19 protein-coding genes, 1 tRNA gene and 1 pseudogene are annotated in these 26,605 nt (G+C 67.7%); 6 read left to right on the forward strand and 15 right to left on the reverse strand.

Features of this window, described 5'->3' with window-relative positions; all coding sequences use genetic code 11:
- Positions 1-50: 50 nt before the first annotated feature.
- From C1706_RS10540 to C1706_RS10555, 4 genes are all read right to left on the reverse strand, one after another.
- Positions 51-1,472: an APC family permease gene (locus C1706_RS10540; protein ID WP_206661089.1), complete on the reverse strand. Its 1,422-nt coding sequence runs from the start codon at positions 1,470-1,472 to the stop codon at positions 51-53.
- A gap of 161 nt (positions 1,473-1,633) precedes the next feature.
- Positions 1,634-3,628 carry an ABC transporter ATP-binding protein gene (locus tag C1706_RS10545; RefSeq protein WP_129459209.1) on the reverse strand — a complete coding sequence of 665 codons (1,995 nt, stop codon included), beginning with the start codon at positions 3,626-3,628 and terminating at the stop codon, positions 1,634-1,636.
- Positions 3,625-5,358: an ABC transporter ATP-binding protein gene (locus tag C1706_RS10550; protein WP_129459210.1), complete on the reverse strand. Its 1,734-nt coding sequence runs from the start codon at positions 5,356-5,358 to the stop codon at positions 3,625-3,627. The genes C1706_RS10545 and C1706_RS10550 overlap by 4 nt, the downstream gene beginning before the upstream one ends.
- Complete coding sequence (locus C1706_RS10555) at positions 5,358-6,017, reverse strand: TetR/AcrR family transcriptional regulator (RefSeq protein ID WP_129459211.1); 660 nt, start codon at positions 6,015-6,017, stop codon at positions 5,358-5,360. Before C1706_RS10555 ends, C1706_RS10550 begins: the two co-directional genes overlap by 1 nt.
- Positions 6,018-6,188: 171 nt before the next feature.
- On the opposite strand from C1706_RS10555, the gene C1706_RS10560 reads away from it, so the two are divergent.
- The 3 genes from C1706_RS10560 to C1706_RS10570 all read left to right on the forward strand — a co-directional run bounded on the left by C1706_RS10560 (position 6,189) and on the right by C1706_RS10570 (position 9,106).
- Complete coding sequence (locus tag C1706_RS10560; RefSeq protein ID WP_129459212.1) at positions 6,189-7,094, forward strand: AEC family transporter; 906 nt, start codon at positions 6,189-6,191, stop codon at positions 7,092-7,094.
- Positions 7,095-7,160: 66 nt separating this feature from the next.
- Positions 7,161-8,630 (forward strand): DNA-3-methyladenine glycosylase 2 family protein, encoded by a 1,470-nt coding sequence (locus tag C1706_RS10565; protein ID WP_180316860.1) that lies wholly within the window; start codon positions 7,161-7,163, stop codon positions 8,628-8,630.
- Positions 8,627-9,106, forward strand: coding sequence for a methylated-DNA--[protein]-cysteine S-methyltransferase (locus C1706_RS10570; protein ID WP_129459214.1), 480 nt, complete (start codon positions 8,627-8,629; stop codon positions 9,104-9,106). The genes C1706_RS10565 and C1706_RS10570 overlap by 4 nt, the downstream gene beginning before the upstream one ends.
- Before the next feature lie 19 nt (positions 9,107-9,125).
- Here the strand turns inward: C1706_RS10570 and C1706_RS10575 are convergent.
- A pseudogene (locus C1706_RS10575) lies at positions 9,126-10,514 on the reverse strand (glucose-6-phosphate dehydrogenase).
- A 196-nt stretch (positions 10,515-10,710) separates the two neighbouring features.
- On the opposite strand from C1706_RS10575, the gene lysS reads away from it, so the two are divergent.
- Complete coding sequence (gene lysS / locus C1706_RS10580; protein ID WP_129459332.1) at positions 10,711-12,177, forward strand: lysine--tRNA ligase; 1,467 nt, start codon at positions 10,711-10,713, stop codon at positions 12,175-12,177.
- 100 nt (positions 12,178-12,277) lie between these two features.
- On the opposite strand, the gene C1706_RS14790 is transcribed toward lysS, so the two are convergent.
- Positions 12,278-12,667, reverse strand: a complete 390-nt coding sequence (locus C1706_RS14790) for a cell division protein CrgA (RefSeq protein WP_431830702.1) — start codon at positions 12,665-12,667, stop codon at positions 12,278-12,280.
- A 72-nt stretch (positions 12,668-12,739) separates the two neighbouring features.
- On the opposite strand from C1706_RS14790, the gene C1706_RS10590 reads away from it, so the two are divergent.
- The gene (locus C1706_RS10590) at positions 12,740-13,498 is read left to right on the forward strand and encodes a DUF881 domain-containing protein (protein WP_241653538.1); all 759 of its coding nucleotides are present in this window, start codon (positions 12,740-12,742) and stop codon (positions 13,496-13,498) included.
- Here the strand turns inward: C1706_RS10590 and C1706_RS10595 are convergent.
- The 9 genes from C1706_RS10595 to treY all read right to left on the reverse strand — a co-directional run bounded on the left by C1706_RS10595 (position 13,495) and on the right by treY (position 26,266).
- Complete coding sequence (locus C1706_RS10595; RefSeq protein WP_129459216.1) at positions 13,495-14,133, reverse strand: aminodeoxychorismate/anthranilate synthase component II; 639 nt, start codon at positions 14,131-14,133, stop codon at positions 13,495-13,497. The two genes, C1706_RS10590 and C1706_RS10595, sit on opposite strands and share 4 nt — an antisense overlap.
- 63 nt (positions 14,134-14,196) lie before the next feature.
- A complete protein-coding gene (gene pknB / locus C1706_RS10600; protein ID WP_129459217.1) occupies positions 14,197-16,005 on the reverse strand; it encodes a Stk1 family PASTA domain-containing Ser/Thr kinase in 1,809 nt (602 codons plus the stop codon).
- A gap of 59 nt (positions 16,006-16,064) precedes the next feature.
- Positions 16,065-17,492 carry a peptidoglycan D,D-transpeptidase FtsI family protein gene (locus C1706_RS10605; protein WP_129459218.1) on the reverse strand — a complete coding sequence of 476 codons (1,428 nt, stop codon included), beginning with the start codon at positions 17,490-17,492 and terminating at the stop codon, positions 16,065-16,067.
- Positions 17,489-19,000, reverse strand: coding sequence for an FtsW/RodA/SpoVE family cell cycle protein (locus tag C1706_RS10610; RefSeq protein WP_129459219.1), 1,512 nt, complete (start codon positions 18,998-19,000; stop codon positions 17,489-17,491). Before C1706_RS10610 ends, C1706_RS10605 begins: the two co-directional genes overlap by 4 nt.
- The gene (locus C1706_RS10615; protein ID WP_129459220.1) at positions 19,000-20,457 is read right to left on the reverse strand and encodes a PP2C family protein-serine/threonine phosphatase; all 1,458 of its coding nucleotides are present in this window, start codon (positions 20,455-20,457) and stop codon (positions 19,000-19,002) included. Before C1706_RS10615 ends, C1706_RS10610 begins: the two co-directional genes overlap by 1 nt.
- 4 nt (positions 20,458-20,461) lie before the next feature.
- Positions 20,462-20,944 carry an FHA domain-containing protein FhaB/FipA gene (locus tag C1706_RS10620; RefSeq protein ID WP_129459221.1) on the reverse strand — a complete coding sequence of 161 codons (483 nt, stop codon included), beginning with the start codon at positions 20,942-20,944 and terminating at the stop codon, positions 20,462-20,464.
- Positions 20,937-21,641: an FHA domain-containing protein gene (locus tag C1706_RS10625; RefSeq protein ID WP_129459222.1), complete on the reverse strand. Its 705-nt coding sequence runs from the start codon at positions 21,639-21,641 to the stop codon at positions 20,937-20,939. The genes C1706_RS10620 and C1706_RS10625 overlap by 8 nt, the downstream gene beginning before the upstream one ends.
- A gap of 133 nt (positions 21,642-21,774) precedes the next feature.
- Entirely contained in the window at positions 21,775-23,532 is a 1,758-nt protein-coding gene (gene treZ, locus C1706_RS10630; protein ID WP_129459223.1) for a malto-oligosyltrehalose trehalohydrolase, read from the reverse strand.
- Complete coding sequence (treY, locus tag C1706_RS10635; protein ID WP_241653539.1) at positions 23,525-26,266, reverse strand: malto-oligosyltrehalose synthase; 2,742 nt, start codon at positions 26,264-26,266, stop codon at positions 23,525-23,527. The genes treZ and treY overlap by 8 nt, the downstream gene beginning before the upstream one ends.
- Before the next feature lie 204 nt (positions 26,267-26,470).
- Here treY and C1706_RS10640 point away from each other — a divergent pair.
- Positions 26,471-26,553 (forward strand) — tRNA-Leu (locus C1706_RS10640).
- Positions 26,554-26,605: the final 52 nt, after the last annotated feature.

A 26,605-nucleotide genomic window follows, 5' to 3' on the forward strand; every position in this document is an offset into this window, starting at 1 on the left:
CCTCCTGGCCTTAGTGGCACGGGGGAGCGCCGAGGATGGCGCGGGGTGTCTCAGTTGCGCGGGCCGTCGCCGCCCAGGTATTCCACGTGGCTGATCTCGACCGGCTGGTGGCGGATCATCTTGTTGATGACGTAGGTGATCACGCCCAGCACGGCGCCGATCCCCAAGAGCACCAGCGCGATCTGGAACTGCTCCAGGGGACGGCCCGTCCACGGGCCGACCAGGTAGAAGGTGCACAGTCCGGCGACGATCGGAATCCAGGTTGGCGCCGTGAAGTGGTCGTGCTCCACCGTGTCCTTGCGGAGGACCAGTACCGCCACGTTCGTGATCGTGAAGACGCCCAGCAGGAGCAGCGCGGTCGTCCCGCCCAGTTGGGAGACCTGCCCGACGAAGGTGATGAGCACGGCGGCCAGCACGGAGGTGAACACGATCGAGAACCACGGGGTTTGGCGGCTCTTCATAATGGCTCCGAACACCGGTGGCAAGATGCCCTGCTTGGCCATGCCGTAGAGCAGGCGCGACGCCATCAGCATGTTGATCAGGGCCGTGTTGGCGACGGCGAACATCGAGATGAAGGGGAAGATCGCTCCAAAGGGCAGGCCGGGTGCGCCCATCTGAACCACGGTCAACAACGGGGTTGCTCCGGTTTGGGTCAACTCGCCCACCGGCACAATAGCGACCGCCGTCAGCGACACCAGGACATAGATGACGCCCGTGATGCCGAGCCCGGTCAACATGATCTTAGGGAAGATCTGGGAGGGGTTCTTGGTCTCCTCGGCCATATTGACCGAGTCCTCGAAACCGACCATGGCGAAGAAGGCCACCGAGGTCGCCGCCGAGACCGCCAAGAACATGCCCTTGTCGTGCGGAGTCTCGAACACGAGCGTGCGGCTGAAGTCGGCCGTGCCGTTCACCATGGCGAGGAAACCGACGAAGATGACCAGCAACAGGCCGGACAATTCGATCACGGTCAGCACAATGTTGGCCTTGACCGATTCGCCGACGCCCCACAGGTTGACCGCCATCACCAGCGCGATGAAACCGACGGCGATGAGCGTGACGAGACCGGCTTGGTCGCCTAGCCCGAAGCCCTTCATGATGTTCTCGGCGAAGGCGCGCGATGCCGTGGCCGAGGACGTGATGCCGGACGCGGTGACGGTGAAGGCCACCATGAACGTGAAGAAACCGTTCTTGAAGGCGCGATTGGTGTAGACGGCAGCGCCGCCCGCATGCGGATACTTCGTCACCAGTTCCAGATAAGCGAAGGCCGTCATGACGGCGACGACGAACGCCAGGAGGAAGGGGAGCCACACCGCCCCGCCCACCTCCTTGGCGACCGTTCCGGTCAGGGCATAAATGCCCGTTCCGAGAATGTCGCCAATGATGAACAACAACAGCAAGCCTGGGCCCATCACCCGCTTGAGTTGGTCGGGACTTCCGTCGATTTGTTCAGGGGAACGCAGCTCAGCCATGGGGTGATCTCCTAGCCGGGGAAAGGGCCGAGACGCCTCCACGTGCGCACCGCGCACCGGGCGGAAGCGCCACATGTGGGAGAAAAACAACACCCCGGACCCGTCGGGCGACGAGGGGGGGCGGTGACGGCCAGCCGCCCGGGCTGGCCGTCACCGGGAAACTAGGCCGCGTCGTCGGTCACCTCGGGCCCGCTGAACTGCGACTGGTACAGGTCGTAATAGGCGCCCTCGGCGGCCATCAGAGCCTCATGGTTGCCCTGCTCGACGATGCTGCCCTCGCGCATCACCAAGATGGTGTCGGCATCCCGGATGGTGGAGAGGCGGTGAGCAATGACGAACGATGTCCGGTTCTCCCGCAGCGCGTTCATGGCGCGCTGCAGCAGCAACTCGGTGCGCGTGTCGACCGAGGAGGTCGCCTCGTCCAGGATCAGGATCGCGGGATCGGCCAGGAAAGCCCGGGCGATCGTGATGAGCTGCCGCTCGCCGACCGAGATGTTGGAACCCTCATCGTCGATCAGGGTGTCGTAGCCCTCCGGCAGCGAGTGGACGAACCGATCCACGTAGGTCGCCGTCGCCGCTGCCCGGATCTCCTCGTCCGTGGCATCGGGGCGGCCGTAGGCGATGTTGTCGCGGATCGTGCCCTCGAACAGCCACGTGTCCTGCAGCACCATGCCGACCTTCGAGCGCAGTTCCGCGCGCGGGACGGTGGCGATGTCGACGCCGTCGAGGCTGATGTGGCCCCCGTTGAGCTCGTAGAAGCGCATCAGGAGGTTGACCAGAGTCGTCTTGCCCGCGCCGGTAGGCCCGACGATGGCCACCGTGGAACCCGGCTCGACGGTCAGGTCCAGATCCTCGATCAGCGGTTTGTCGGGGGTGTAGGAGAACTCGACGTGCGAGAACTCGACCTTGCCGCGCGTCGGGACGGGCAGGTGGTTGTCCTGCTCGGCGATCTGCTCTTCGGCATCCAGCACCTGGAACACACGCTCTGCGGAGGCGACACCCGACTGGAGCAGGTTCGACATGGACGCCACCTGGGTGATCGGCTGGGTGAACATGCGGCTGTACTGGATGAACGCCTGGACGTCACCCAAGGTCATCTGACCCGAGGCGACACGCAGGCCGCCGACGACGGCCACTGCGACATAGCTCAGGTTTCCGATGAACATCATCACCGGCATCATGAGGCCCGAGAGGAACTGCGCGCCGAAGGAGGCGCTGTACATGAGGTCGTTGTCGCGGGCGAAGCGGGCCTCAACCTCCTTCGAGCGGCCAAACACCTTAACCAGCGTGTGGCCGGTGTAGGCCTCCTCCACCTGGGCATTCACGTCGCCGGTGGACTTCCACATGGCCGCAAACCGTCCCTGGGACTTGCGGCCGATGAGAACGGCGGCGGCCAAGGAGATCGGGACCGCGATGATGGCGATGACCGCCAGCACGGGGGAGACCCAGAACATCATGAACAACACCCCGACCAGGGTGAGCAGGTTCGACAGCAACTGGCTGAGCGTCTGCTGCAAGGACTGGGCGATGTTGTCGATGTCGTTGGTGACCCGGCTGAGGAGTTCACCGCGCGGCTGCCGGTCGAAGAAGGCGAGCGGGAGGCGTCCCAGCTTGGCCTCAACCTCCTGACGCAGGCGATAGACCGAGTTCTGCACCGCGTCGTTGAGCATCCAACCGGCGCCCCACGACAGCAGGCCCGCGACGAGGGCCAAGCCGAGGGCGAGGAGGCCGATGCGTGCCACCGCGTCCCAGTCGACGCCCGCGCCCGGGGTGACGTTCATGCCCGCCAGCATGTCGGCGAAGGTTCCCTGACCTTGGGCGCGCAACTGCTCCAGAATCGTCGCCAGCGGGACGCCCGCGGGCAGGTTCTTGCCCAGCAGGCCCGCAAACAGCAGGTTCGTCATCTCGCCGAGAATCTTCGGGTTGAGGACGTTGGCGACCACGGCTGCCGCGGTGAGGATCGCCACGATGATGATCCGGGTCCGTTCTGGGCGAAGGTTGCCCAGCAGCCGCCGCAGCGACGGACCAAAGTTGATGGCCTTTTCGGCCGGGCCCTGGTTCCCCATGGGCCCGTGCCCGCGCTGACGAGGACCGTCCTTGGGTCGCTCGGGCGCGTCGACGACGCGGTGCGTCGTCTGGGCGGTGGTGTCGCTCATGCTGCCTCCTCGGCGGTGAACTGGGACTCGACGATCTCGACGTAGGTGGGGCAGGTCGCGAGCAGATGCTCGTGCGTCCCGATCCCCTCGATCCGGCCGTCGTCGAGGACGATGATCTGGTCGGCGCCGGCGATGGTGGCCACGCGCTGACCGACGATGACGACGGCGGCGTCCTGCGTCTCGCCGGCCAGGGCGGCCCGCAGGCGGGCGTCCGTGGTCACGTCGAGGGCGGAGAAGCTGTCGTCGAAGATGTAGACGGTGGGGCGCCGGACCAGGGCCCGGGCGATGGAGAGCCGCTGCCGCTGGCCGCCGGAGACGTTCGTCCCGCCTTGCGCGATCGGTGCGTCGAGTTGTTCAGGCATGTCCTCGACGAAGTCGCGTGCCTGGGCGACCTCGAGGGCGTGCCACAACTCGTCATCGGTGGCATCCGGGTTGCCGTAGCGGAGGTTGGAGGCCACCGTCCCGGTGAACAAGTAGGGCTTTTGTGGCACCAGCCCGATGGAACCCCACAGCGCTTGCGGGTCGAGTTGGGTCACGTCGACGCCGTCCACGCTCACGGTGCCCGCGGTGGCGTCGAACAGGCGAGGGATCAAGCTGACCAGCGTCGTCTTGCCTGCGCCGGTGGAACCGATGATCGCCGTGGTCGTGCCGGGCCGCACCGAGAAGCTGATGTCTTGCAGGACGGGGGCTTCCGCACCGGGGTAGCTGAAGGAGACCTCGTCGAAGGCGACCTGTCCCGGGTGCGGGGTCTGGGTGATGCCCTGCTTCGGCGGAACGACGCTGGAGTGGGTGCGCAGCACCTCCTGGATGCGCTGGGCACACACCTGGGCGCGGGGGGCGATCATCAGCATCATCGTCGACATCATCACGCTCATCAGGATCTGGATGAGGTAGGTGAGGAAGGCGGTGAGCTGGCCGATCTGCATCTCGCCCGCGTCGACGCGAAGGCCGCCGAACCACATGACGCCCACCGAGGAGGCCGACATGACGAGTTGGACGACGGGGAACAGCGTCAGCATCCGACGACCGACCCGAAGGGAGGTGTCGGTCAGGTCACGGTTCGCCCGCGCGAAGCGTTGCGACTCGTACGGCTCGCGGACGAAGGCGCGGATGACGCGCAGGCCGCTGATCTGTTCGCGCAGCACCCGGTTGAGAGTGTCGATGCGGGTCTGCATGGAGCGGAACAGGGGCAGTGCCTGGAGCAGGATGACGCCGATGATGCTGCCCATGACCAACACGGCGGCGCCGATCAGCCAGGAGAGGCCCAGATCTTCACGCAGCGCCATCACCAGGCCGCCGACCATCATGATGGGGGCCTGAACGATCAGGAAGGCCGTCATCATGACGAGTTGCTGCACCTGCTGGACGTCGTTGGTGGTCCGGGTGATCAGCGACGGGGCGCCGAACTGGTTCACCTCGCGGGCGCTGAAGCTCAGCACGCGATCGAAGATGGCCGCACGCAGGTCGCGTCCGAAGCCCATCGCCGTGCGAGCGCCGAAGTAGATGGCGGTGATCTGGCAGAGGATCTGGATCGCCGAGACGCCCAGCATGATCGCCCCCAGCGACCAGATGGTGGCGGTGTCGCCCTTGGCGACGCCCTCGTCGATGATCCGGGCATTGAGGGAGGGAAGGTACAAGGAGGCGCCGGTGGAGATCAGCTGGAACAGCACGATCAATCCGACGCTGCCCCAATACGGCTTGAGGTAGGTCTTCAGGGTGGACAGGAGCATCAGGCGTCCTTTGCGATTCCGTGGAGAAGGAGGTCAGCGAGTGTGTCGGGTGCGGTCAGGGCAGGGTTTCCTGCGGTCAGGTGGAGGGTCCCGAAGGTGAGCCCGATGATCGCGATGGCTGCGACGTCGGTCGGCACCGTCAGGTGGTCGGCGTGCGGGGCCAGGGCGTTAGTGACCGCCTGGGCGACCATCAAGTGCGCGGCCTGGGGATCGGGGCGGGGGAACTCCGCCGGTTCGGCGGGTTCACCCGGGCGGGGAGGTGCCGGGGGTGCCGGTGGGGGGAACGGCGGTCGGTTCGGGGGGCCTTGGTGACCTTCGGGGTGGGCCTGCTGGAAGAGGGTAACGACGGCGCGCAGGCGCGCGACGCGGTCTTCCAGTGCGGCGGCGATGGCCACGAGGGTGCCGTGGAGGTCGGTGTCGGGCGGGATGGCCGCCAGGGCCGCCTCGAGGCGTCCGTCGTCGATGGACGCGGCGGCTGCCGCGTGGATGAGGTCGCCTTTGGAGCGGAAAACGCGGAAGATGGTGCCCTCGGCGACGCCTGCCGCCTCGGCCACCTGGCGGGTGGAGATGTTGGCGCCGTGCGCGGCCAGAAGTGGGATGGTCGCCTCGATGAGCGCCTGGCGACGCTCGTGCGCAGGCATCGGTTTGGCTCGGCTCATGTCGTCCGATGCTAGGTGAGTGAGTGCTCACTCACAAGCAAACCCAGGCCTGCTTTCCTCCTCGCAGCCCGACGCCGTCACGCCGTGACACGCCGCGAAGCCGGGGAAGCGCAATCCACGGAAACCCGATGACAGGACGCTAACGCCCGATAGCCTGCCTAAGGAGGGTGCATGGATCTGCTTGGAAAGGCCGCGACGCTGGTCGCGATCATCGCCCTCGGCTACCTCGTCAAACGCATCGGCTGGCTGCGACGCGAAGATTTCAGGGTCTTGGCGACCATCGCGCTACGCATCACGCTGCCGTGCGCGCTCATCGTCAGCTTCGACTCCTTTGAGATCACGACCTCCCTGCTGTGGGTGTCGCTGTTCGCCTTCGTCATCATCATCGGCGGGCAGGTGGTCGCCTGGGCCCTGAATCGCGGGGGCGGCCCTCGCGCGCAGGCGTTCGGCGTCTTGAATGTGTCCTCGTTCAACATCGGCCTGTTCGTGATCCCCTACCTGGGTGCCTTCGTCGGGCCAGAAGCCGTGGTGATCGCGTCCATGTTCGACGTGGGCAATGCGCTGGCCTCGGCGGGAGTGGGGTACGCCTGGGGGCTCGGGCTGGCCACCGAGAAGCGGGCCTCGCTGCTGGCGTTCGTGCGGACGCTGGCGCACTCGCCCGTGTTCATCACCTACGTCACGTTGCTGGTCCTCGGCCTCCTGAAGTGGCACCTGCCTCGACCCGTGATCGGCTTCGCCACGACCGTGGGGGCCGCCAACACCTTCATTGCCATGTTCATGATCGGGGTCGGGCTGGAAATCGTGCTCGATCGCCGCTCGTACGCCATGGCGGTGCGCTATCTCTCGACCCGCTACTTGTTCTACCTTGTCGCCGCCGTACTGCTGTGGCTCGTCATCCCCTTCGAGCCGAGCGTCAAGGTCGTCATCACCGCGATCCTGGTGGCTCCGATGGCGGCGATGGCGCCGGGATTCACCGACGAAGCAGGGCTCGACGTGGGGGTCTCCACGTTCATGACGACCGTCACGCTGCTCGTGGCGGTCGTCGCCATGCCTGCCCTGTTGATCGTCCTGGGCTAGGATCCCCACCGCGATGTCGCATTCTCGCTAGAAACCTTGCCCGGCGTCACGCACGATGGTGGGGTGATGCCCGATCGAGAGACCTGCCTGGCTGCCGTGGCGAGCCGCGACGCCCGGTTCGACGGCGCCTTCTTCACGGCCGTCACCTCCACCGGGATCTACTGTCGGCCGTCCTGCCCCGCGCGGACGCCGCGACCCGAGAACATGCGCTTCCACCCCAGCGCGGCGGCGGCGCAGGCCGCCGGGTTCCGGGCTTGCCGCCGATGCCGGCCCGATGCCGTCCCCGGCTCGCCCGAGTGGGACGTCCGTGCGGACGCGACGGCGCGCATCATGCGCCTCATCGGGGACGGCGTGGTGGATCGGGAGGGTGTCGAAGGGCTCGCCTCGCGGCTGGGGTATTCGATCCGGCAGGTGCAGCGGCTGACCCGCGAAGAACTCGGGGCCTCCCCGCTGAGCCTGGCGCGCGCCCAGCGAGCCCACACCGCCCGCGTCTTGCTGACGACCACCGACATGGCCTTGGTCGATGTCGCGTTCGCGGCGGGATTCGGCTCACTACGCACGTTCAACGAGACGCTCGGGCAGGTCTACGGCTTGACCCCCTCGGCGATCCGCGGTCGCGCCTCCCGGCATGAGGGAGCGTCGTCGGCGGTCGTGGAGTTGGCCCTGCGGCTCGCTTTCCGGCGTCCCTTCAACCCCTCGAACGTGTTTGGCCACCTCGCCGCGACGGCCGTCCCCGGCGTCGAAGAGTGGCGGGAGGGTGCCTACCGTCGGACGCTGCGCCTCCCGCACGGCCCCGGCTTCGTCGCGTTGGCGCCGCGGCCCGATCACGTGGCGGCGCGGCTCTACCTCAGCGACCCCCGCGACCTGACCCCCGCCATCGGACGCTGCCGCCGCCTGCTGGACCTGGACGCCGACCCGGTGGCAGTGGACGCCGCCCTCGCCGCGGACCCCATCCTGGCGCCCCTGGTGGCCCACGCGCCGGGGCGCCGGGTGCCGCGCACCGTCGAAGGGGACGAGTTCGCCCTGCGTGCCGTGCTGGGGCAGCAGGTCTCCACAGCCGCCGCCCGCACACACGCGGCGCGTCTGGTCGCGCAGTACGGCGAGCCCGTCACCGACCCGATGGGCGGCGGCCTGACGCACCTGTTCCCGACGGCGGAGTCGCTGGTCGATCTGCCTGCGGGCACGCTCGCCTTCCCCGCGTCGCGGCAGGCCACCCTCACCGGGCTGGCGGACGCGCTGGCGTCGGGGCGAGTGGATCTGAGCCCGGGCGCCGACCGGGAGGAGGCGCGCGTCCGGCTGGCGGCACTGCGGGGCATCGGGCCGTGGACCGTCGAGATGGTCGCCATGCGCTCGCTCGGTGACCCGGACGCCTTCCCGATCACCGATCTTGGGGTGCGTCGCGCAGCCGAAGAACTCGGCCTCAGCGACCTGGCGGGTGTGGCGTCAGCGTGGCGGCCGTGGCGGGCCTACGCCACCCAGTACCTGTGGGCGGTCGACGACCACCCCATCAACACTGTCCCGAAGGAGCACTCATGAAGCATCGGATCATCGACTCGCCGCTCGGCCCGCTCACGCTCGTCGTGGACGCCGACGGCGTGTTGTGTGCGCTCTACAACGAGGGCCAGCGGTACTTTCCCGAGGCGGCTGCGCTCGGAAAGCGCGACGACACGGTCGCCGAGGACGCCGTCGCTCAACTGCGGGAGTACTTCGCGGGGACGCGGAGCGCCTTCACCGTGCCCACGGCCGCCGTCGGGACAGCGTTCCAGCATCGCGTGTGGGAGGGCCTGGCGGCGATCCCGCCCGGGACGACCCGCACCTACGGTCAAGTGGCCCAAGAGTTGGGTGCCCCCGGCGCCTCACGTGCCGTGGGTGCGGCGACGGGACGCAACCCGATCAGCATCATCGTGCCGTGCCACCGGCTGGTGGGGGCCTCAGGTGCCATGACGGGCTACGCGGGTGGTGTGGAACGCAAGGTGTGGCTGCTGACGCATGAGGGTGCGCTCGCGTCCTGACAGCGACGACCGCCGGGCGTCAGGACGCGGTGTGGTTCCACGAGGTGGGGCCACACGAGCCCGCCGTGTACGTGTCCAGGGGCACCGATCCGTCCGCCCAGGCCTCCAGCACCGGCTCCAGGATGCGCCAACTCTCCTCGGCCATGTCGCCGCGCACCCCCAAGAGCATGGTGCCCGACAAGATCTCGTCGAGGATCTCGCCGTAGGGCCGCACGGGCGACTCGCCCAGTTCCGCCGACAGCGTCGTCGTGTCCAGATCCTACCGGTTGCCTTCGGCGTTCGTGGTGACCCGCAAGGCGAGCGTCTCGGGGGTGAAACCGATCACCATGACGTTCGGGGCGGCCGCATTGTGGAACCCCTCGGGCTGGTGGGCGACAGGCCGGAACTGGACGACGATGCCACGGAAGCCGTCCCCCAAAGCCTTGCCTGACCGCAGCCGGAACGGGACGCCCGCCCAGCGCGCATTGCGGATCTCGACGGTGACCTGCGCCAGCGTCTCGGTGTTGCGGGCCGGATCCACGCCGGGCTCGGCGGTGTAGTCGACGACCTGCCGACCGTCGATCTCGCCAGCGGTGTAGCGGGCGCGGCGTGAGGATGGCTCGTGGGGATCGCTCCACAGGCTCGTCGAGCGCAGGGTGTGCACGATCAGATCCCGCAACTCGATCGCGTCGATGCGGGCGGGTTGCTCCATCGCGAAGATGGCCATCACCAGCATGAGGTGGCTTTGGATCATGTCCTTCAGCGCACCCGCATGGTCGTAGTAGCCCGCCCGGCCTTCCAGCGCCAAGGTCTCATCGGCGATGATCTCGACGCGCTCGATGTTGGCGGCATTCCACACGGGTTCGAACACGCGGTTGCCGAAACGCAGGCCGAGTAGGTTCAAAACGGTCGCCTTACCGAGGTAGTGGTCGACGCGGAAGATGCGCTCCTCGGGGATGAAGGACGCCAGCAGCGCGTTGAGCGCCTTGGCCGTGGCCAGGTTGGTACCGAAGAGCTTTTCCAGTGCCAGGCGCAGGTCGTCGGGCAGGCGCAGTGTGCTGAGGACGTGAACCGATTGCTCCGTCACGGCGGGCGGCAGGGCGAAGTACAACACGATGGGCCGTCCGGGCTCGGTCAGTTCGTCGAGGAACGCCTGCATTTGGCCCGGGTCGGTCACGTTCAGGGACACGAACCGGGTCGCCGCCGCCATCGCGTCCGCGCGCTCGGTGCGGCAGCCGCCTTCGGTGAGGGCGCTGCGGACACGGTCGCGCCACTCGGATTCGGTGAGGTCGTCCGACGACGCGCCGATGAGGCGAATGTCGTAGTCGGGTTTGGTGCGCGGGAGTGTCCCCAGGCCCGGGAGCAGGAGCCGATGGGTGAGGTCGCCCGAGGCTCCCAGGATGACGAGGGTGACGGACTGTGTCGGCATGCTGCTCTTTTTCGGCGGTTCGGCACCACCCTAGTCATCGAGGCGTCCAGGCCAGGCCCTAGGGCCGTCGGCGCGTGCTGGCCCGCGGGACGCGTGAGCGGGCACAGCGGGGGAGAGGAGCGAATCTCGATAGGCTGGAGCGGTGAGTGATACCAGCGCCGCGCCGCGTCCCGATCAGCCTTCCGTCTCCGAGCAGATGCAGGTGCGCCGGGACAAGCGCAGTCGCATCCTGTCCGAAGGGGGGCAGGCCTATCCGGTCTCCGTGCCGCGCACCCACGCGCTCGCCGACGTGCGCGCGCAGTGGGGTCATCTGAGCGCCGGAGAGGAGACCGACGTCGTCGTCTCGGTCAGCGGTCGGATCATGTTCCTGCGCAACACCGGCAAGCTGTGCTTTGCCACCCTGGCCGACCAGTTCACGCCCGACGCGGATGGCGGCCGCCTCCAGGTGATGCTCAGCCTCGCCGAGGTCGGCCAGGAGTCGCTGGATCGGTGGAAGGCCGACATCGACCTGGGCGACTACGTCTCCGTGACGGGTCGGGTCATCGCCTCCAAGCGGGGCGAGTTGTCCATCATGGCGACAGACTGGGCACTGGCGTCGAAGTCGCTGCGTCCGCTGCCCACCTTGCACAAGGACCTCTCGGAGGAGGCCCGCGTCCGGCAGCGGTACGCCGATCTCGTCGTCCGTGACGAGGCCCGCGCGATGGTCCGGACGCGGGGGACGATCACCCGCTCGATCCGGGAGACCCTGCACCGGCTGGGCTTCTTGGAGGTCGAGACGCCGACGCTGCAGTTGATCCACGGTGGTGCGGCGGCGCGCCCGTTCGGGACGCACCTCAACGCGTTCGACATCGACATGACGCTGCGGATCGCGCTGGAGCTCTACCTCAAGCGCGCCATGGTCGGCGGGGTGGATCGCGTCTACGAGATGGGGCGCATCTTCCGCAACGAGGGCATCGACAGTTCGCACTCGGCCGAGTTCACGATGCTGGAGTCCTACCAGGCGTGGACGGACCAGTACGGCATCGCCGAGACGACCAAGCAGATCATCCTCGACATTGCCGACGCGCTCGGCTCTCGCCAGATCGACACCGAAGCGGGCGTCATCGACCTCGACGGTGAATGGCGCTGGCTGCCCCTCTACGACGGCCTGAGCGAGGCCGTGGGCGAGACGATCTCGTTGGACACGCCCCTGGCGCGGTTGCAGGCCATCGCCGAGGAACGCGACATCGACATCGACCCCGCGTGGGGAGCCGACAAGCTCGCGGTCGAACTGTTCGGGGAGATCGTGGAACCGCACCTGCTTCAACCGACCTTCGTGTGCGACTACCCGGCCATCGCTCAGCCGCTCGCGCGCCCGCACCGCGACAAGCCTGGCCTGATCGAAGCGTGGGATCTCATCGTGGGCGGTATGGAACGCGGCACGGGCTTCAGCGAACTGATCGATCCCGTCATCCAGCGTGAACGCTTCACCGAGCAGTCCCTGCTGGCCGCCAAGGGGGATCCGGAGGCCATGCAGTTGGACGAGGACTTCCTCAACGCCTTGGAGTTCGGCGCCCCGCCGATGGGCGGCATGGGCATGGGCATCGACCGTGTCGTCATGCTGTTCACGAACAAGGGGATCCGCGAGACGATCCTGTTCCCGCTGCTCAAGCCCCAGGGCTGAGCGCACACCGCAGTCCGACACGCCGATGCGGCGCACCCGTCACGGGGTGCGCCGCATCGGCGTCAGCAGGGCGTCCGCCCTGACCCGGCGGACGGGAGGCCTACTTCCAGAGCGTGGCCACGCCGAACGAGGCGCCCATCAGCACCATGGCGATCAGCATGTTCCAGTTGCCCAGATCGGTCATGAACGGGACGCGGTTGCCGGTCGAGGTCGTCAGGTACCACACGACGAGCCAGGCGACACCCAGCAACAGCAGCGTCAAGAAGGTCGGAACCACCCAGCTGCGCGTCGTCGCGAGCGAGTTCTTCTTCTTGGCGTCGCGGGAGCGGGTCTTCTTCGTTTTCGCGGCGCGGCCCTCGGCAGCTACCTGAGGGTTGCCGGACCTTGCGGCATCTTCCGGGCTCTTCTCCTCGGCCACCGAACTACTCCACTCGTCGACAATGCGTGAACAGACCAAGCCTAGCAACGCCCGTCCGGGTCCCTCACCCACGGGCACAGACGCGGGGCGTCGGCTGGACGCGTCCCCGGCGGGGAACGGCGTTGGCCGCATAGGGTGGGGGCCATGAGCGCGCGCGAGGTCCTGCAACGGGCACGTGACGCCGCGCTGAAGTCCGCGTCACCGAAGCGGATCGCGACCATCGCGGTCTGCGTGCTGGCCGGGCTCATGATGGCGATCGGCGCGACGGCGTCCCGGGGCAACGACTTGCGCCCCGCGCGGACGACCGAACTCGTCGGTCTCGTGCGGGCCGAGACGGATCGGGCCGACGCGTTGCGCAAGCGGGCAGCGGCCCTGCAGGACGAGGTTGACCACCTGACCCAGGCCCGGGCCGGTGCTGCCCAAGGGCCAGCGGCCACCGAACTCCAGGCCGCCGCCGAGCTTGCGGCCTCCACCCCGGTGGCGGGGCCGTCGGTGACCGTCACCTTGACCGATGCGCCGGCGACCGTCCAGCCCGCTGGGGTGGACGAGGATCTTCTCGTGGTGCACCAGCAAGACATTCAGGCCGTCATCAACGCGCTGTGGGCGTCCGGCGCCGAAGCAGTCACGGTGCAGGGACAGCGCATCGGGGCCCGCACCGGGATCAAGTGTGTCGGCAACACTGTCGTCGTCCACGGGGTGCCCTACGCGCCGCCGTACGTGATCTCCGCCATCGGCGATCACGCGCGCCTTGAGCAAGGCCTGCGCGACAGCGACTACCTGCGCGTGTACCGGCAGTACGTGGACGCCTACCGCCTCGGCTACGACGTCACCCGTCAGGCGCGCACGGAAATGCCCGCCTACACGGGACCGGCCACCTTCACCAAGGCCACCGCGCTGCGTTAGGCCTCCGGGACCGCCATCAGGGGCGCCAAGCCGCGGGCCCGCTCGGGGGCGTCGGCGTCCCCGCACACGGCCAGCCAGTTCGCCAGCATCTGATAGCCGCCCTCGGTGAGCACCGATTCGGGATGGAACTGGACGCTTTCCACGGGCAGCTCGCGATGCCGGATCGCCATGATGACCCCGGATTCGGTCCAGGCCGACACCTCCACGACGTCGGGGACGGTCTGCGGATCCAGCGCCAAGGAGTGGTAGCGCGTGGCCGTGAAGGGCGAGGGGAGGCCGTCGAACACGCCACGGCCGTCGTGGAAGACCAGCGACGTCTTACCGTGCAGCAGTTCGGGGGCGCGCCCCACCACGCCGCCGTAAGCCACGGCGATCGATTGCAGGCCCAGGCACACCCCGAAGATCGGGATGGTTCCAGCACGCCCGCGGACGAGGTCGATGCACACCCCTGCGGCCTCGGGGGTTCCGGGGCCGGGGGAGAGCAGGATCCCGTCATACGCATCGGCGAAGTCGTCGGCCTCGAAGCGCGGGTCGTCGTTGCGCCACACGTCGACCTCGGCGCCGATCTGCGCCAGGTAGCTGACGATGTTCCACACGAACGAGTCGTAGTTGTCGACGACCAGGATCCTTGCCATGCCCCCATTGTCCCGCAGCGGCGCAACGCCCCCAGGGAGGCGTCCAGCAGCGCTCACGCTCACCTACGGGGTGGTGGACGTCGGAGAGGAGGTCGGGCTCGCGCTGGGCGAACTGGATGTAGGAGACGGGGACGGGGACGAGGCAGCCTTGGCGACGATGATCGTCACGGTGGCCGTCTTGTCGAGTCGCGTATCCGCACCCGGACGCGTGGTGATCACTTGCCCGGGGCTGAGGTCGGGATCAGAAGACACCTGATCTTCGCGCGTGATCTTGGTGAAGCCCGCCGTCTTCAGTTCGGCGACCGCCTTGTCGTAGGTCATGCCGCGGACGTAGGGGACCGAGGCGCGGCCCGTCGCGACGGACACGGTGATGATGTCAGTGGCGGCCGCCTGCGAGCCCTCGGCGGGGCTCACCTTGACCACGGAGCCCGCCTTGGCGGTGCTGGGCTCATCCTGGGCTTCCACTGGGGTGATGGAGGCTGCGTTGAATCCGGCGCTCACGAGGCGTTGTTTGGCGTCGTCAAAGGCCAACCCGGTGAGGCCGGTGGGGATCTGGATCATCTTCGGGCCGACGTTGACGCGCAACGTCACCTTGCTGCCCTCGCTCACCGTGGTGCCCGCGACAGGATCGGTTTGGGTGACCCGCCCGACCGTCGCATCGTTGGAGCCGTTGAAGTTCTCCACCACCGGCATCAGACCAAGGGCCTGGAGGCTCGACTCGGCCTGGGCCTGCGTCTGATTGGTCAGCGGCGGAACCTGAATCTGCTTGGGGCCCGCGTCGCGCTGCTGCATCAGCAGGAAGGTGGCAATGGCGCCGATGACCACTAGGGCCACGATGGCGATCGTCCACCACAGGCGAGCCCGGCTCTTCGGGTTCTCCTCCTCGGCGATCGCAGCCGCATCCTCCTCGGGTGCGACCTCCGATGCCGGGGGCAGTGGAGAACTCACCGTCGCCAGGACCTCGGTGGGTTGGTTGACCGTCGTGCCGCCGACCCCGGCCAGCGGCGGCGTCGCCATGACCGGGCGACCCTCCAAAATCCGGGTGACGTCGTCGCGCATGTCCTCAGCGGTCGCATAACGATCGTCGGGGTTCTTCGCCAGCGCCTTCAAGACCACCGCGTCCATCGCGGAGGTCACTTCGGGGTCGAGTTGGCTGGGCGGAACGGGACGCTCACGGACGTGCTGGTAGGCCACCGAGACGGGAGAATCGCCCTGGAAGGGGGGACGCCCCACCAGGAGTTCGTAGAGCAGGCAGCCCGTGGAGTAGATGTCGGAGCGGGCATCGACGGACTCGCCGCGTGCCTGTTCCGGGGACAGGTATTGCGCGGTGCCGATGACGGCGGCGGTCTGCGTCATCGTCGAGGACGTGTCGGACACCGCGCGGGCGATGCCGAAATCCATAACCTTGACGGTGCCGGTCGTCGTCAGCATGACGTTCGCCGGTTTGATGTCGCGGTGGATGATGCCCGCCTTGTGGCTGTAGGCCAGGGCATCCAGCACGCCCGCGGTGAACTCCAAGGCGCGCTGCGGCAGGATCGGGCGGCCTTCGCGCAGGATGTCGCGCAGGGTACGGCCCTCCACGAGTTCCATCACGATGTAGGGGACGTGAGTCCGCGTCTGCGGGTCGAGTTCTTCACCCGTGTCGTAGACGGCCACGATGTTGGGATGGTTCAGCCCGGCCGCGGCTTGCGCTTCTCGGCGGAATCGCTCCTGGAAGGTCGGATCGCCGGCGAGGTCGATCCGAAGCTCCTTGACGGCGACATCTCGGCCCAGGCGCAGGTCACGGGCTCGGCTCACCAAAGCCATGCCCCCACGGCCGATGACGCGGCCGATCTCATAGCGCCCGCCGAGGATCCTCGGCTGGTCGGTCATGCTGTCCTCCCTGGTGGCGTCCGGCTCCAATCTGGCCCGGCGCGGTACGTGCTGCTCACTCATCGCATCGACTCGATCACTGCTTGGGCGATCGGGGCAGCATAGCGACCCCCCGAGATTTCGCTTCCATCAACTCCGGCATCCTGCACGAATGCTGCGACAGCGATGGCCGGGTCGTCGGCAAACGCCACGAACCAAGCGTAAGGTGCGCGCGCACCGTCGGTGTTCGCCGTCCCCGTCTTGCCGCCCACACGGACGCCGCTGATCTGGGCGCGGCGACCGGTGCCGTTTTGAACCACGTTGACCATCATGTCCTGCAGCGCTTTCGCGTTGGCACTCGACATGGCAGTCGACAGGGGCCGGGGGCTGCGGGTGCTGATCACGTTGAGGTCGGCGCCACGCACGCGGCTGACCAGGTACGGCTCCATGACGACGCCGTTGTTCGCGATCCCGGCAGCGACCATCGCCATCTGCATCGGGCTGGCGGCCACGTCGTAGCCGCCGATGGAGCTGAGCTGCGTCTGGGCGGCGTCCGGATTGGCCGGGAAGCGGCTGGCCACGCCGTCGAGTTCAGGAAGCAGCTTGGTTCCGAACCCGAACTTCTGTGCCTGATCGCGCAGCTTGTCGGCACCCAGTTGGCCCCCGACGCTGGCGAAGGCGGTGTTGCAGGAGTTCTGCAAGGCCGCGCGCAGCGAGGTGGGATCCGAGGAGCATCCCGCCGAGTTCGACATCTGATAGGTGGACCCGGTGAGAGTCAGCTTGGCGGGAGAGGGCACCGCGGTGTCCGGCGTCATCCCCGACTCGAGGGCAGCGGCGCTCACGACGAGCTTGAAGGTCGATCCTGGCGGATAGATTTCGCGGACCGCCCGATTCGTCAGCGGGGTACCTTCCGCGGCGTTGAGTTTCGTCCAGGCGTCCTGGGTGGCGGACAGGTCATGACTGGCCAAGGCGTTGGGGTCGAACGTGGGCGAGGAGACCATCGCCTTGACCGCGCCAGTGGTGTAGTCGAGCACCACGACCGCGCCGGGACGATCACCGAGCGCCTTCGCGGCGGCCTGCTGGGCGCGAGCGTCGAGAGTGGTTTCCAGCGTCGCGCCCTTGGGACGCTTGCCGGTTGCGGCGTTGACCAGGTTCTGCAGGAATTGTGCGTCCGAAGTGCCCGACAGTTGAGCGCTGTAGGACTTTTCGAGCCCGGACCCGCCGAACAGGAACGAGTAGTAGCCGGTCACGGGTGCGTACAGCGCGCCCTGGGTGTAGGTGCGCTGGAACTTGTACTGGTCCTCCACGGGATTGGAGGTGACGATGGCGGTGTTGCCGACCATGATGTCGCCCCGGTCTGTTCCGAATTGGGAATCCCGGACGCGGCGGTTGGCCGGGTTCGCGTTGAGGGAGTCACTGCGGAAGAGGTAGGCGTAGGTCGAGTTGAGCATCAGGGCCAAGAACATGACCATGACGACGATGGAGACTTTGCGGATGGGGCCGTTCATGTGAGGTCCTCCTCCCGGGAGCGGGGGTCGGGCGAGGCGATCGGATGGGGCACGGTGGGGTCGTCCATTCCCACCGGCTGGGTGGCGCCGAACGCGGCGGGGTCGGGGCGTGGCGTGTCGGCGCGGGGCTCCGGGGCTGCAGCTCGTATCGCGGGGATGGCCTGGGTGGCCTCTGCGGAAAGCGAGGCGAACTCGCCTGCGGGGGCTTCGGCTTGCGGACGCCTGACCTGGTGGGTGATGGCGAGCATGAGCGCCAGCATGATGTAGTTCGAGATCAGCGAACTGCCGCCTTGGGAGACGAACGGTGTCGTCAGACCCGTCAGCGGCAACAGCCGGGTGATGCCGCCGGTGATGACGAACACTTGGAGGGCGAAGGCGAACGCCAGGCCGGTGGCCAGCAGCTTGCCGAACGGTTCGTTCGAGCCGAGGGCCGCGCGCAGGACCCGCGCGACGATGATGCCGAACAGCATGACGACGGCGCACAGCCCGAAGAGTCCGAGTTCCTCGCCCAGCGCCGCGCCGATGAAGTCGTTCTTGGACAGGGGCGTCAGGTAGGGGCGCCCCAGGCCCCAACCCGTGCCGAACAGGCCACCCCAGGCGAACCCGAACTGTGCGCTGATCACCTGCAGGTTCTTGTCGTAGTCCGTGAACGGGTTGAGCCAGGAGGAGAACCGGGTTTGGACGTGGTCGAACATCGAGTAGCCGACGACGCCGAGGGCCCCCACCATGACGACGCCGAGGATCGCCCAACTGGGTCGCTCGGTGGCGACGTACAGCATGGCCACGAACAGCCCGAAGAAGAGCAACGTGGTGCCCAAATCCTTCTCGAACACCAAGATGATGAGGCTGAAGACCCACACGACGCCGATTGGCCCGAGGTCGCGGGCACGGGGGAAGTCGATGCCGAGGAAGCGACGCCCCGCCGTTGCGAGGACGTCGCGCTTCTCCACCAGGTAGGAGGCGAAGGCAATCGACAAGACGATCTTGGCGATCTCGGCGGGCTGGAAGCTGAAACTGCCCAACCGGATCCAGATGCGGGCGCCGTGGCTTTCCTTCCCCAGCCCCGGCACGAGCGGGGTGAGGAGTAGAAGGAAGCCAGCCAGGAACCACAGGTAGGTGTAGCGCTGCAGGACGCGGTGGTCGCGCAACAGCACGACGACCCCGCAGAACACGACGACAGAGGCACCCAGCCACATCATCTGCAGGTTGGCGCTGGCGAGCCGATCAGCTTGGTCGAGGCGGTAGATCATCGACAGGCCCAGCCCGTTGAGCAGGAACACCAGCGGGAGGAGGAGCGGATCGGCATAGGGCAGGCGCCAGCGCACGACACCCCACGCGACTCCACCCAGAACCACCCAGGCTGCCAGGGCCGTCACCCAATCAGCGGGAAGGGCCCCGTTTTGGTTCAGGCCGACGAGGAGATAGCCCGCGCAGCCCAGACCGAGCGCGAACACCATCATCAGCGCAGAGACGACAGTCCGTCGTCGGTACACCACCGTGTCGGCCATCAGCAGTCCTCGGGCGGGGTGATCGAGGTGGCGCTCGGCGACGGGGTGGCGGTGACGCTCACCCCCGGTGTCGCAGAGCCCGAGGCTGCTGGCTCGGGAGCGGGGACGCCGGGTTCCGTCGTGGGGGTCGGGGTCGGGGTCGGGGTGGCCCGTGCCCGCTCCTCGCGTTGTGCCACGCAGCGGGCAGCCTTCTCGCGTAGCTCCGCCATCGTGGAGGTGGCGGCGGCAGAGTCCGCGACCGTAATGGTCGACTTGACCCGTTCGGCGTAGTAGGGCGGCAGATCGGCGACGCGCGTCTGGGGGTCTCGCTGGAGGAGCGTGGCGAGGTTCTGGCCGAGGATCCGGTCAGGGACACCCCGATAAAGGCCCACGTACTCCTGGGCGGGGCCGATGAAGAGCTGGGTTTGCGTGTACTGGTACCAGGCCGTCCCGCCGCCCACGAGGGCCAAGACCGGGATGAGGACGCCCAGACCGATTTTGAGCCACGCGGACGGCTTGCGACGGCCACTCAACGCGTAGCGTTCCTCTTCGGTCATGGGGCGTTCGTGGATGCCCTCGGGGTCGGCGTCGGTGAGTTCGAAGCTCAACGTGTGCTCAACATCGTCGGGACCGCGGAGGTTGTCTGCGGCCCCCAGCGCTTCGGGGGTGCCGAGGGGCCCGTCGGTTTCGACGTCGGCCAGCACGATGGTGATGTTGTCGTAACCGCCCGCGGCGTGAGCCATCTCCACCAGGGCGTCGATGGTCTGCGGACGAGAGTTGCCGGCCGCGAGCACGGGCGCCATCGCCGCGTCGGTGACCAGCCCGCACAGTCCGTCGGAGCAGATCATCAGCCGGTCGCCCGCTTGGATGTCGAGCCAGCCGAGGTCGGGTTCGTGCTGGGTGGAGCCGTTGAGGACCTTCAGCACCAGGTTCTTGTGGGGATGCTCCAAGGCCTCGTCTTCGGAGATCTTGCCCTCATCCACCAGGGTCTGGACCCAGGAATGGTCCCGGGTTACGCGGTGCAGACGTCCCGAACGCACCAGGTAGGCCCGCGAGTCGCCGATGTTGACCACGGCGAGGCGGTGCCCGCTCAGCACGAACCCACAGACCGTCGTGCCCATCCCTGCCAGCGCCGGATCGTCCTCGACGCGCTCGATGAGCTGATCGTTGGCCCGCGACAGCGTCCCCGCCAGCACGGTGAGGACGTCCACCACATCGCCCGGATCGTCTGGTCCGCTGAAGGCGGGCTCATCGGAAGCTTCACGCTCGGCCCGGGCCGCGGCCACGCGGGCATCCAGGTCGGTGTCGGTCCGCTCGAGTTCCCAGGTCGCGATCGCGGAAGCGAGGTCACCCGCCGCTGCCCCGCCCATTCCATCGGCGACCATCAACATGGTGGGCGACACGTAGGCCGAGTCTTGGTTGTTGGTCCGAACGAGCCCGATCTCGGAGTGGGCGTCGTAGCTCAGCGTCAGCGGCATACGCTCACGCCTCCACGGTGATCAGCGTCCGCCCGATCCGCAGCGTGTCGGCGGGCGTGAACCGGGTCGGCCCGCTCAGCCGCTCGTTGTTGAGGTAGGTGCCGTTCGTGGAGCCGAGGTCATCGACGATGTAGCCGGTGCCGCTGCGGTAGATGCGCGCATGCTGCGTGGAGACGTAGTCGTCATCGAGGATGAGCTGGCAGTCGGCGCTACGCCCGATCTTCAGCTGATCGCCCAGGGCCATCGTCAGACCGGCCTGTTTACCCCGGGTGATGCGCAGGGTGGTCGGGATCGCCGCGGAAGCCTCCTGGACGCGTCGCCGCGTCCGAGCGGACGCCCGAGGTTTCTTCTCGGGGGCCTCACCCTTCGTGGCGGGAACGCGACGCCCAAACAAGTCAGAACGGATGACGGCACCCGTGAACAAGATGAAGACCCACAACAGCGCCAAAAAGGCGAACTTGAGCGCGAAGACGAGCAGCTCAGACATCACTCACCGGAGACCTCACCAGCATTCGGGTGTTGCCCAGTTCGATGCGTGAACCCTCCCGCAGCGATGCTGACTGGACGCGGCGGCCGTCGACGACGATGCCGTTCGTGGAGCCCATGTCTTCGATGGTCACCTGCGGATCGCGGGCCCCATGGACACTGATGCGGGCGTGGAGCCGGGAGATCCCGGGGTCGTTGATGCGGACGTCGGCGTCCGTGCCGCGGCCGAGGGTGAAGCCGGGCTCGGTGAGCGGATGCCGGATGCCATTGACTTCGAGCACCAGCGACGCGCGACGAATCGAGGTGGTCGTGGCGGGAGTATCGGCTGCGGCGACCGCCTGGCTGAGGACGGTGAACCGGCCCAACGGAAGGTCCGCGTCCTGCTCGTAGGCGATCGTGACGGGGCCGTTGAAGATGTAGCCCGCGTTGGCGGCGTACTCGCGCAACTGCGGGATGATGTCTTGGTTCAAGGTGCGGCTGTAGGGCACGAGCCGGTCGTAGTCGTGGCTGGACAGCCCGATGGCGAAGTCGTTGGGAACGAGTTTGCGGTCACGCGAGAGCATCCGAGCCTCGGCGTCCAACTCCTTTTGCAGCCGGGCCGTGATCTCGACGGGCTGGACGTCCCCCTTGAACGCGCGGGCGAAAGCGCCGTTGACGACCCCCTCCAACTTGCGTTCCAGGTTGTCGAATACGCCCACGAGTCCCTCCTTCGCCCCGATGATGTGTGCTCACAGCGGTTGCGAGCCCGTTCTAGCCTAGCTTGGTGCCGAAAAGTGCAGGCTGTATCGCCTGCTTCGACGAGCGTGCGGCGCCTGGCCCAGGTGGACGACCTTACTCCAGCGAGACGGTCACGGCTGGCGAGATCAACCGGATGCCTGCGGGCGTGTGCTCCGTCTCGCCCCATGCGGCGACGAGCGTGCCGACGGGCTCGATCGTGGTGTCGGTGTGCGCCGCGACCGTCACGCGTAGCGGGCCGTGACGCAGCGCAAACCACCCCGGCCCATGGGAGGTGGAGAACTCTGCATCCGGGTCGCCAAGGTGCTCGTGGCGTAGCCGCAGCAGAGTTCGATACCAGGCCAGGAGGGGGGCATGGTCGGGGCTGGTCCGCTCGTCCCAGTCCACCTTGGAGGCTTCGAATGTGGCGCGATCCTGCGGATCGGGGATGGTCGCGTCGGGGCCGTACAGATCCTCCCACCCGTGCGTGGCGAACTCGGCGCGTCGCCCCTGCGTGACAGCCCGGCCTAGATCCTCGGCATGATCGGTGAAGAACAAAAAGGGACGCCGGGTGCCCCATTCCTCCCCCTGAAAGAGCAGAGGGGTGAACGGCGACAGGAGCAGCAAGGCGGCCCCGCCTGCGACCTGGGCGGGAGCCAGGCGCTGCGAGGGCCGATCCCCGAGGCCACGGTTGCCGACCTGATCGTGATTCTGGTCGAACACCACGAACCGTGAGCGCGCCAGCTCATCGGGGACGGGCGCCCCCCACGTCTTGTTGCGGAACGTGGAGAAGGTGCCGTCGTGGACGAACACGTGCTCGAAGGCGTGCGCCAGCGTCTCCTCGCTGCCGAAGTCCACGTAATAGCCGAAGCGTTCGCCGGTCAGCCAGGCGTGCAGGGCGTGGTGGACATCGTCGGCCCATTGGGCGTCCATGCCCCGTCCGCCCTCCGCGGTGGCGGTGATGGTCGAGATCTGATTCTCATCGGATTCGGCGATGAGCGTCGCGATCCGGCCCGTGTCCTGGCTGACGGCAGCAACGGCGTCGGACAACTCGGCGAGGATGTGGCGCGGGGAGTCGTCCACGAGTGCGTGCACGGCGTCCAGGCGCAGCGCGTCGATGTGAAAGTCGCGCAACCAGCGCAACGCGTTATCGATGATGAACGAGCGGACGCCGCCCGCGCCCTCGTCGTCGAGGTTGATCGCCGCACCCCAGGGGGTGGAGTGCTTGTCGGTGAAGTACGGCCCGAAGACGGGCGCGTAGTTCCCGTCGGGGCCGAAGTGGTTGTAGACCACGTCCAGGCACACCGCCAGGCCCCGTGCGTGTGCGGCGTCCACGAACCGTTGGAGGGCAGCCGGGCCGCCATAGGACTCGTGAACCGCATACAGGCTGACGCCGTCATAGCCCCAGCCACGCTCGCCGGGGAAGGGCGCGAGGGGCATCAGTTCCACCGTGTCGACGCCGAGGGCGGCGAGATAGTCGAGGTGCGCGATGGCCGCGTCCAGGGTGCCCTCGGGGGTGAAGGTGCCCACATGTACCTCATAGAACACCCCGCCCAGCACATCGCGCCCAGCCCAGGCGCCGTCGCTCCACGCGAAGGCGGCCGCGTCGAAGGTGCGGCTGGAGCCATGGACGCCATAGGGCTGACGGGGGCTGCGCGGGTCGGGGCGTGGCGTGTCGCCGTCGACACGGAGGAGGTAGTCCGTGTCGGCGGGCAGAGTGCCGCGCCAGACCCCGCCCTCGTCGCGGACCAGCGGGATCACCGCGTCGGCGTCGGTGGGATCGGCGCCGCGCACCACCGCCTCAAGGGTCACGGCCTGCGGTGCCCACACGGTCAAGGGGAGCAGGGCGGCGCCGGAGTCGTGCGGTTCAGCCATGGGGGTGCCCATCGTCGTGCTTGTCGAAGAAGCGCTTGGTGAGCCAGCCGAGCAGCCCTGTCACCTCGGTGTCCTCGCTCGGACGCTGCGTGGGCGTCGACTGATGGCGGACGCCCGGGCGAAACAGCGGAATCTGAATCTCGGGGCGGGCCAACTCGTCGGCCTCGGTGCGCGCCTGGTCGCCTTGGGGCCCGGCGATCTTCTCCAGCACGGCGACCGGATAGCGGGTGAGGAGATCGGCGATGAGGGTGCTTCCGCCGTCGAACTCGGCCCCGCTGAGCACGTCACGCCAGCGTCCGCCCGGCAAGACGACGCTGTGCTCGGTGAAGCCCTGGAGGTTCTCGATGACGCGATGCAGTCGTGCCGCGACGGTCACGACCTGAGGGTCCTCCCCGCGGGCATAGCAGACCACATGCCCGGTGCTGCTGGGCAAGGGACGATAGGCGGCTTGGGCTCCCACGAACGCGTCGGGGCGTCGCCGCCGAAGCTGCAGGATCGCCCGGGTGAGGTGGAACTTCTCCTCCGCCAAGGTGATCGGGTCGCGCGCGTCCAGGTCGGTGGCCATCGTTGCCAGGGCGGCGAAATCGACGGGGGCTCGATTGTCGGGATCAACCAGATAGTTCTGGAGCGTCTCGCAACTTTGGTACGTGTCGGCCACGCCCAGGCAGGTGAGCTGGATCGCCTTGCGCGACAGCACCGAGGTGCGCACCGAGTCGGCGGTGAACTCATACCAGTCCGCAAACGCGCCCAGGATGTCGCCGTCGTCGTACAGCTTGTCCAGGAACGCTGACAAGGCGGCTTCGCCGTCGGCGTCGTTGTGCGTCCACGACGTCCACAGTTTCTGTTCGCGGGACGCCTTGAGCATGTAGCGCTCGAGCCGTTCACGTTCGATAGGCCCCGCGTCCGTCCAGGTGCCTGCCAGGATCTGCCACAGCAGGTTCTCGGTGTGACCTTCCAAGCCCGCCGCGTAGGGGTGCAGCTTCGTTAGCAGCGCGCGCCATTCGGAGGAGTATTGCGACAAGACGCCGATCCGGGAACGGACGTCCTCAGAGCGCTTGGTGTCGTGCGTGGTGCCGCACGTCATGGTCACCGGCCAGGTCGCGGCCATGGCTGAGGCCCACTGATGGAACTCGTCGGAGTTGATGCTCCACGCTTCCGGGTCGCCCCCGACCTCGTTGAGGGAGACCAGTTGCGTCCAGCGGTAGAAGGCCGTGTCCTCGACGCCCTTGGCCATGACGGCACCGCACGCCTGCTGGAAGCGGACGACGAGTTCGTCGCGCTGAATCCGCTGAGTGTGCCCTTCGACGCCCACTTCGCGCCCGAGGACGAGGTCGATCACGACATCGAGGGTTTCGTGGAGTTCGGCGTCCAGCGCTGCGCGGGCGGCGCGGGCCGCATGCTCGATGATCTCCACGGCACCATCGGGGGCGGGCTCGCCCGGGACGATGTAGGCGCGGTAGCGATCCAGGGCGACGATCATCTCGGTGAGGCAGGAGCGGATCCAGGTGAAGGTGTGATCGCGCAGCATGATGTCGTCACGGCAGATGTCATCGGCCAGCGTGGCGACCCGGTGCACTTCGGCAAACAGTGAGGTGGTGGCGACCTCACGCTTGGAGGTGGTGATGACCTCGGGCAGCGATCCGGGGATGTCGCCGGTGATGACGTGGGCGATGTTGCCCAGGTTCGCAGCCCCGTTGGGGTCGCAATGGAGCGCGGAAATGCGCCAGGAAGCGTCATAGCCGGTGGTGCCCGCGACAGGCCAGTCCTCGGGCAGGTCTTCGGATCCTTCGAGGATCTTCTCGGCCGCGATCCACGCGCCGCCGGTCGCCATCGAGAGCCGACGCAGGTAGCCCCGCGGGTCGGCCAGGCCGTCGGGATGGTCGATGCGGAAGGCGTCGATGTGCCCGGCGTGGAACAGGTCCAGCAGCAGGGCGTGCGTCGCGTCGAAAACGGCCGGATCCTCCACCCGCACGGCCACCAGGGTGTCGACGTCGAAGAAGCGCCGGAAGTTCAACTCCTCATCGGCCACCTTCCAATAGGCGAGCCGGTAGTGCTGCTCCTGGACGCACAGCGGCAACGGCAAGTTTTCGGTGCCCGCCCGCACCGGGAACACGTGGTCGTAGTAGACGAGCACCGGCTGTTCGCCCTCGTCTTCGAGGCCGGGAACGACGCGGCGCTCCAAAGTGATCTCGCCGTTGGCGAGCACGGTGCCGATGCGGGCACCCAACACGGGCATCAGGATGCGGCCCGCGGCGCCGTCGTCGGTGCCATCGAACCAGGCCGCATAGGGCGACGCTGGCCCATCCTTCAGCACGGACCACAGCGCACGGTTGTGGTAGATCGGCGTCGGGACGCCCATGTGGTTGGGGACCACGTCCACGATGACGCCCATGCCGCGACTGTGCGCGGCCGCCGCGAGCCGCTCGAAGCCGTCACGCCCGCCCATCGGCGCCGAGATGGTCGCATGATCAACGACGTCATAACCGTGCGTGCTGCCCGGCGCAGCCTGCAGGATCGGGCTCAGGTACAGATCGGTGACCCCGAGACCGTCGAGGTAGTCGAGGTGGGTGATCGCCTCGTCGAAGGTCAACTCCGGCCCCAACTGCAGACGATAGGTGGACACCGGCGTCCGACGTCCGGACGAGGGGAGATGCTGCGGCGCAGGGGGGACCGCAGACGGTGCTGTGGCATCCGTCACGGTGTCGGTGGGGGTCTCCGAGGTGTTCTGGGTCACGCGTTCCTCCCGGATCGGGGCCGTGGGATTCCAATCTAGCCGTCAGGGCCGACGCATCGACCGCAGATCAGCAAGCACCGACGCTCGTCCGTGGACCCGCCGGAAGGCGGCGCGGGTACCCGTCGACGTGCCCGCGCAGCACCGAGTAGGCGTCACCTCATGATGCGTGCTAGTCTGATTGGGCTGTTCCCGCGAGGGGACTAAGCGCGAGTGGCGGAATGGCAGACGCGCACGGTTCAGGTCCGTGTGTCCGAAAGGACGTGGAGGTTCAACTCCTCTCTCGCGCACAAAAAGTGCCTCTGACAAGGGCAAATAGGACGAAGAGGCGGGAGGCGAAAA

Origin of the sequence: Propioniciclava flava, from assembly GCF_004126535.1 — a bacterium.
Classification (GTDB): Bacteria; Actinomycetota; Actinomycetes; order Propionibacteriales; family Propionibacteriaceae; genus Propioniciclava; species Propioniciclava flava.

Coding starts and splice junctions, on each gene's coding strand:
- pknB (WP_129459217.1), bottom strand. CDS start 16,005: ATGACCGACCAGCCGAGGATCCTCGGCGGGCGCTATGAGATCGGCCGC.
- C1706_RS10550 (WP_129459210.1), bottom strand. CDS start 5,358: ATGCTCCTGTCCACCCTGAAGACCTACCTCAAGCCGTATTGGGGCAGC.
- C1706_RS10620 (WP_129459221.1), bottom strand. CDS start 20,944: ATGTCTGAGCTGCTCGTCTTCGCGCTCAAGTTCGCCTTTTTGGCGCTG.
- C1706_RS10610 (WP_129459219.1), bottom strand. CDS start 19,000: ATGGCCGACACGGTGGTGTACCGACGACGGACTGTCGTCTCTGCGCTG.
- C1706_RS10570 (WP_129459214.1), top strand. CDS start 8,627: ATGAAGCATCGGATCATCGACTCGCCGCTCGGCCCGCTCACGCTCGTC.
- C1706_RS10605 (WP_129459218.1), bottom strand. CDS start 17,492: ATGAACGGCCCCATCCGCAAAGTCTCCATCGTCGTCATGGTCATGTTC.
- lysS (WP_129459332.1), top strand. CDS start 10,711: ATGCAGGTGCGCCGGGACAAGCGCAGTCGCATCCTGTCCGAAGGGGGG.
- C1706_RS10595 (WP_129459216.1), bottom strand. CDS start 14,133: ATGGCAAGGATCCTGGTCGTCGACAACTACGACTCGTTCGTGTGGAAC.
- C1706_RS10565 (WP_180316860.1), top strand. CDS start 7,161: ATGCCCGATCGAGAGACCTGCCTGGCTGCCGTGGCGAGCCGCGACGCC.
- C1706_RS10540 (WP_206661089.1), bottom strand. CDS start 1,472: ATGGCTGAGCTGCGTTCCCCTGAACAAATCGACGGAAGTCCCGACCAA.
- C1706_RS10560 (WP_129459212.1), top strand. CDS start 6,189: ATGGATCTGCTTGGAAAGGCCGCGACGCTGGTCGCGATCATCGCCCTC.
- treZ (WP_129459223.1), bottom strand. CDS start 23,532: ATGGCTGAACCGCACGACTCCGGCGCCGCCCTGCTCCCCTTGACCGTG.
- C1706_RS10545 (WP_129459209.1), bottom strand. CDS start 3,628: ATGAGCGACACCACCGCCCAGACGACGCACCGCGTCGTCGACGCGCCC.
- C1706_RS10615 (WP_129459220.1), bottom strand. CDS start 20,457: ATGCCGCTGACGCTGAGCTACGACGCCCACTCCGAGATCGGGCTCGTT.
- C1706_RS10590 (WP_241653538.1), top strand. CDS start 12,740: ATGAGCGCGCGCGAGGTCCTGCAACGGGCACGTGACGCCGCGCTGAAG.
- C1706_RS10555 (WP_129459211.1), bottom strand. CDS start 6,017: ATGAGCCGAGCCAAACCGATGCCTGCGCACGAGCGTCGCCAGGCGCTC.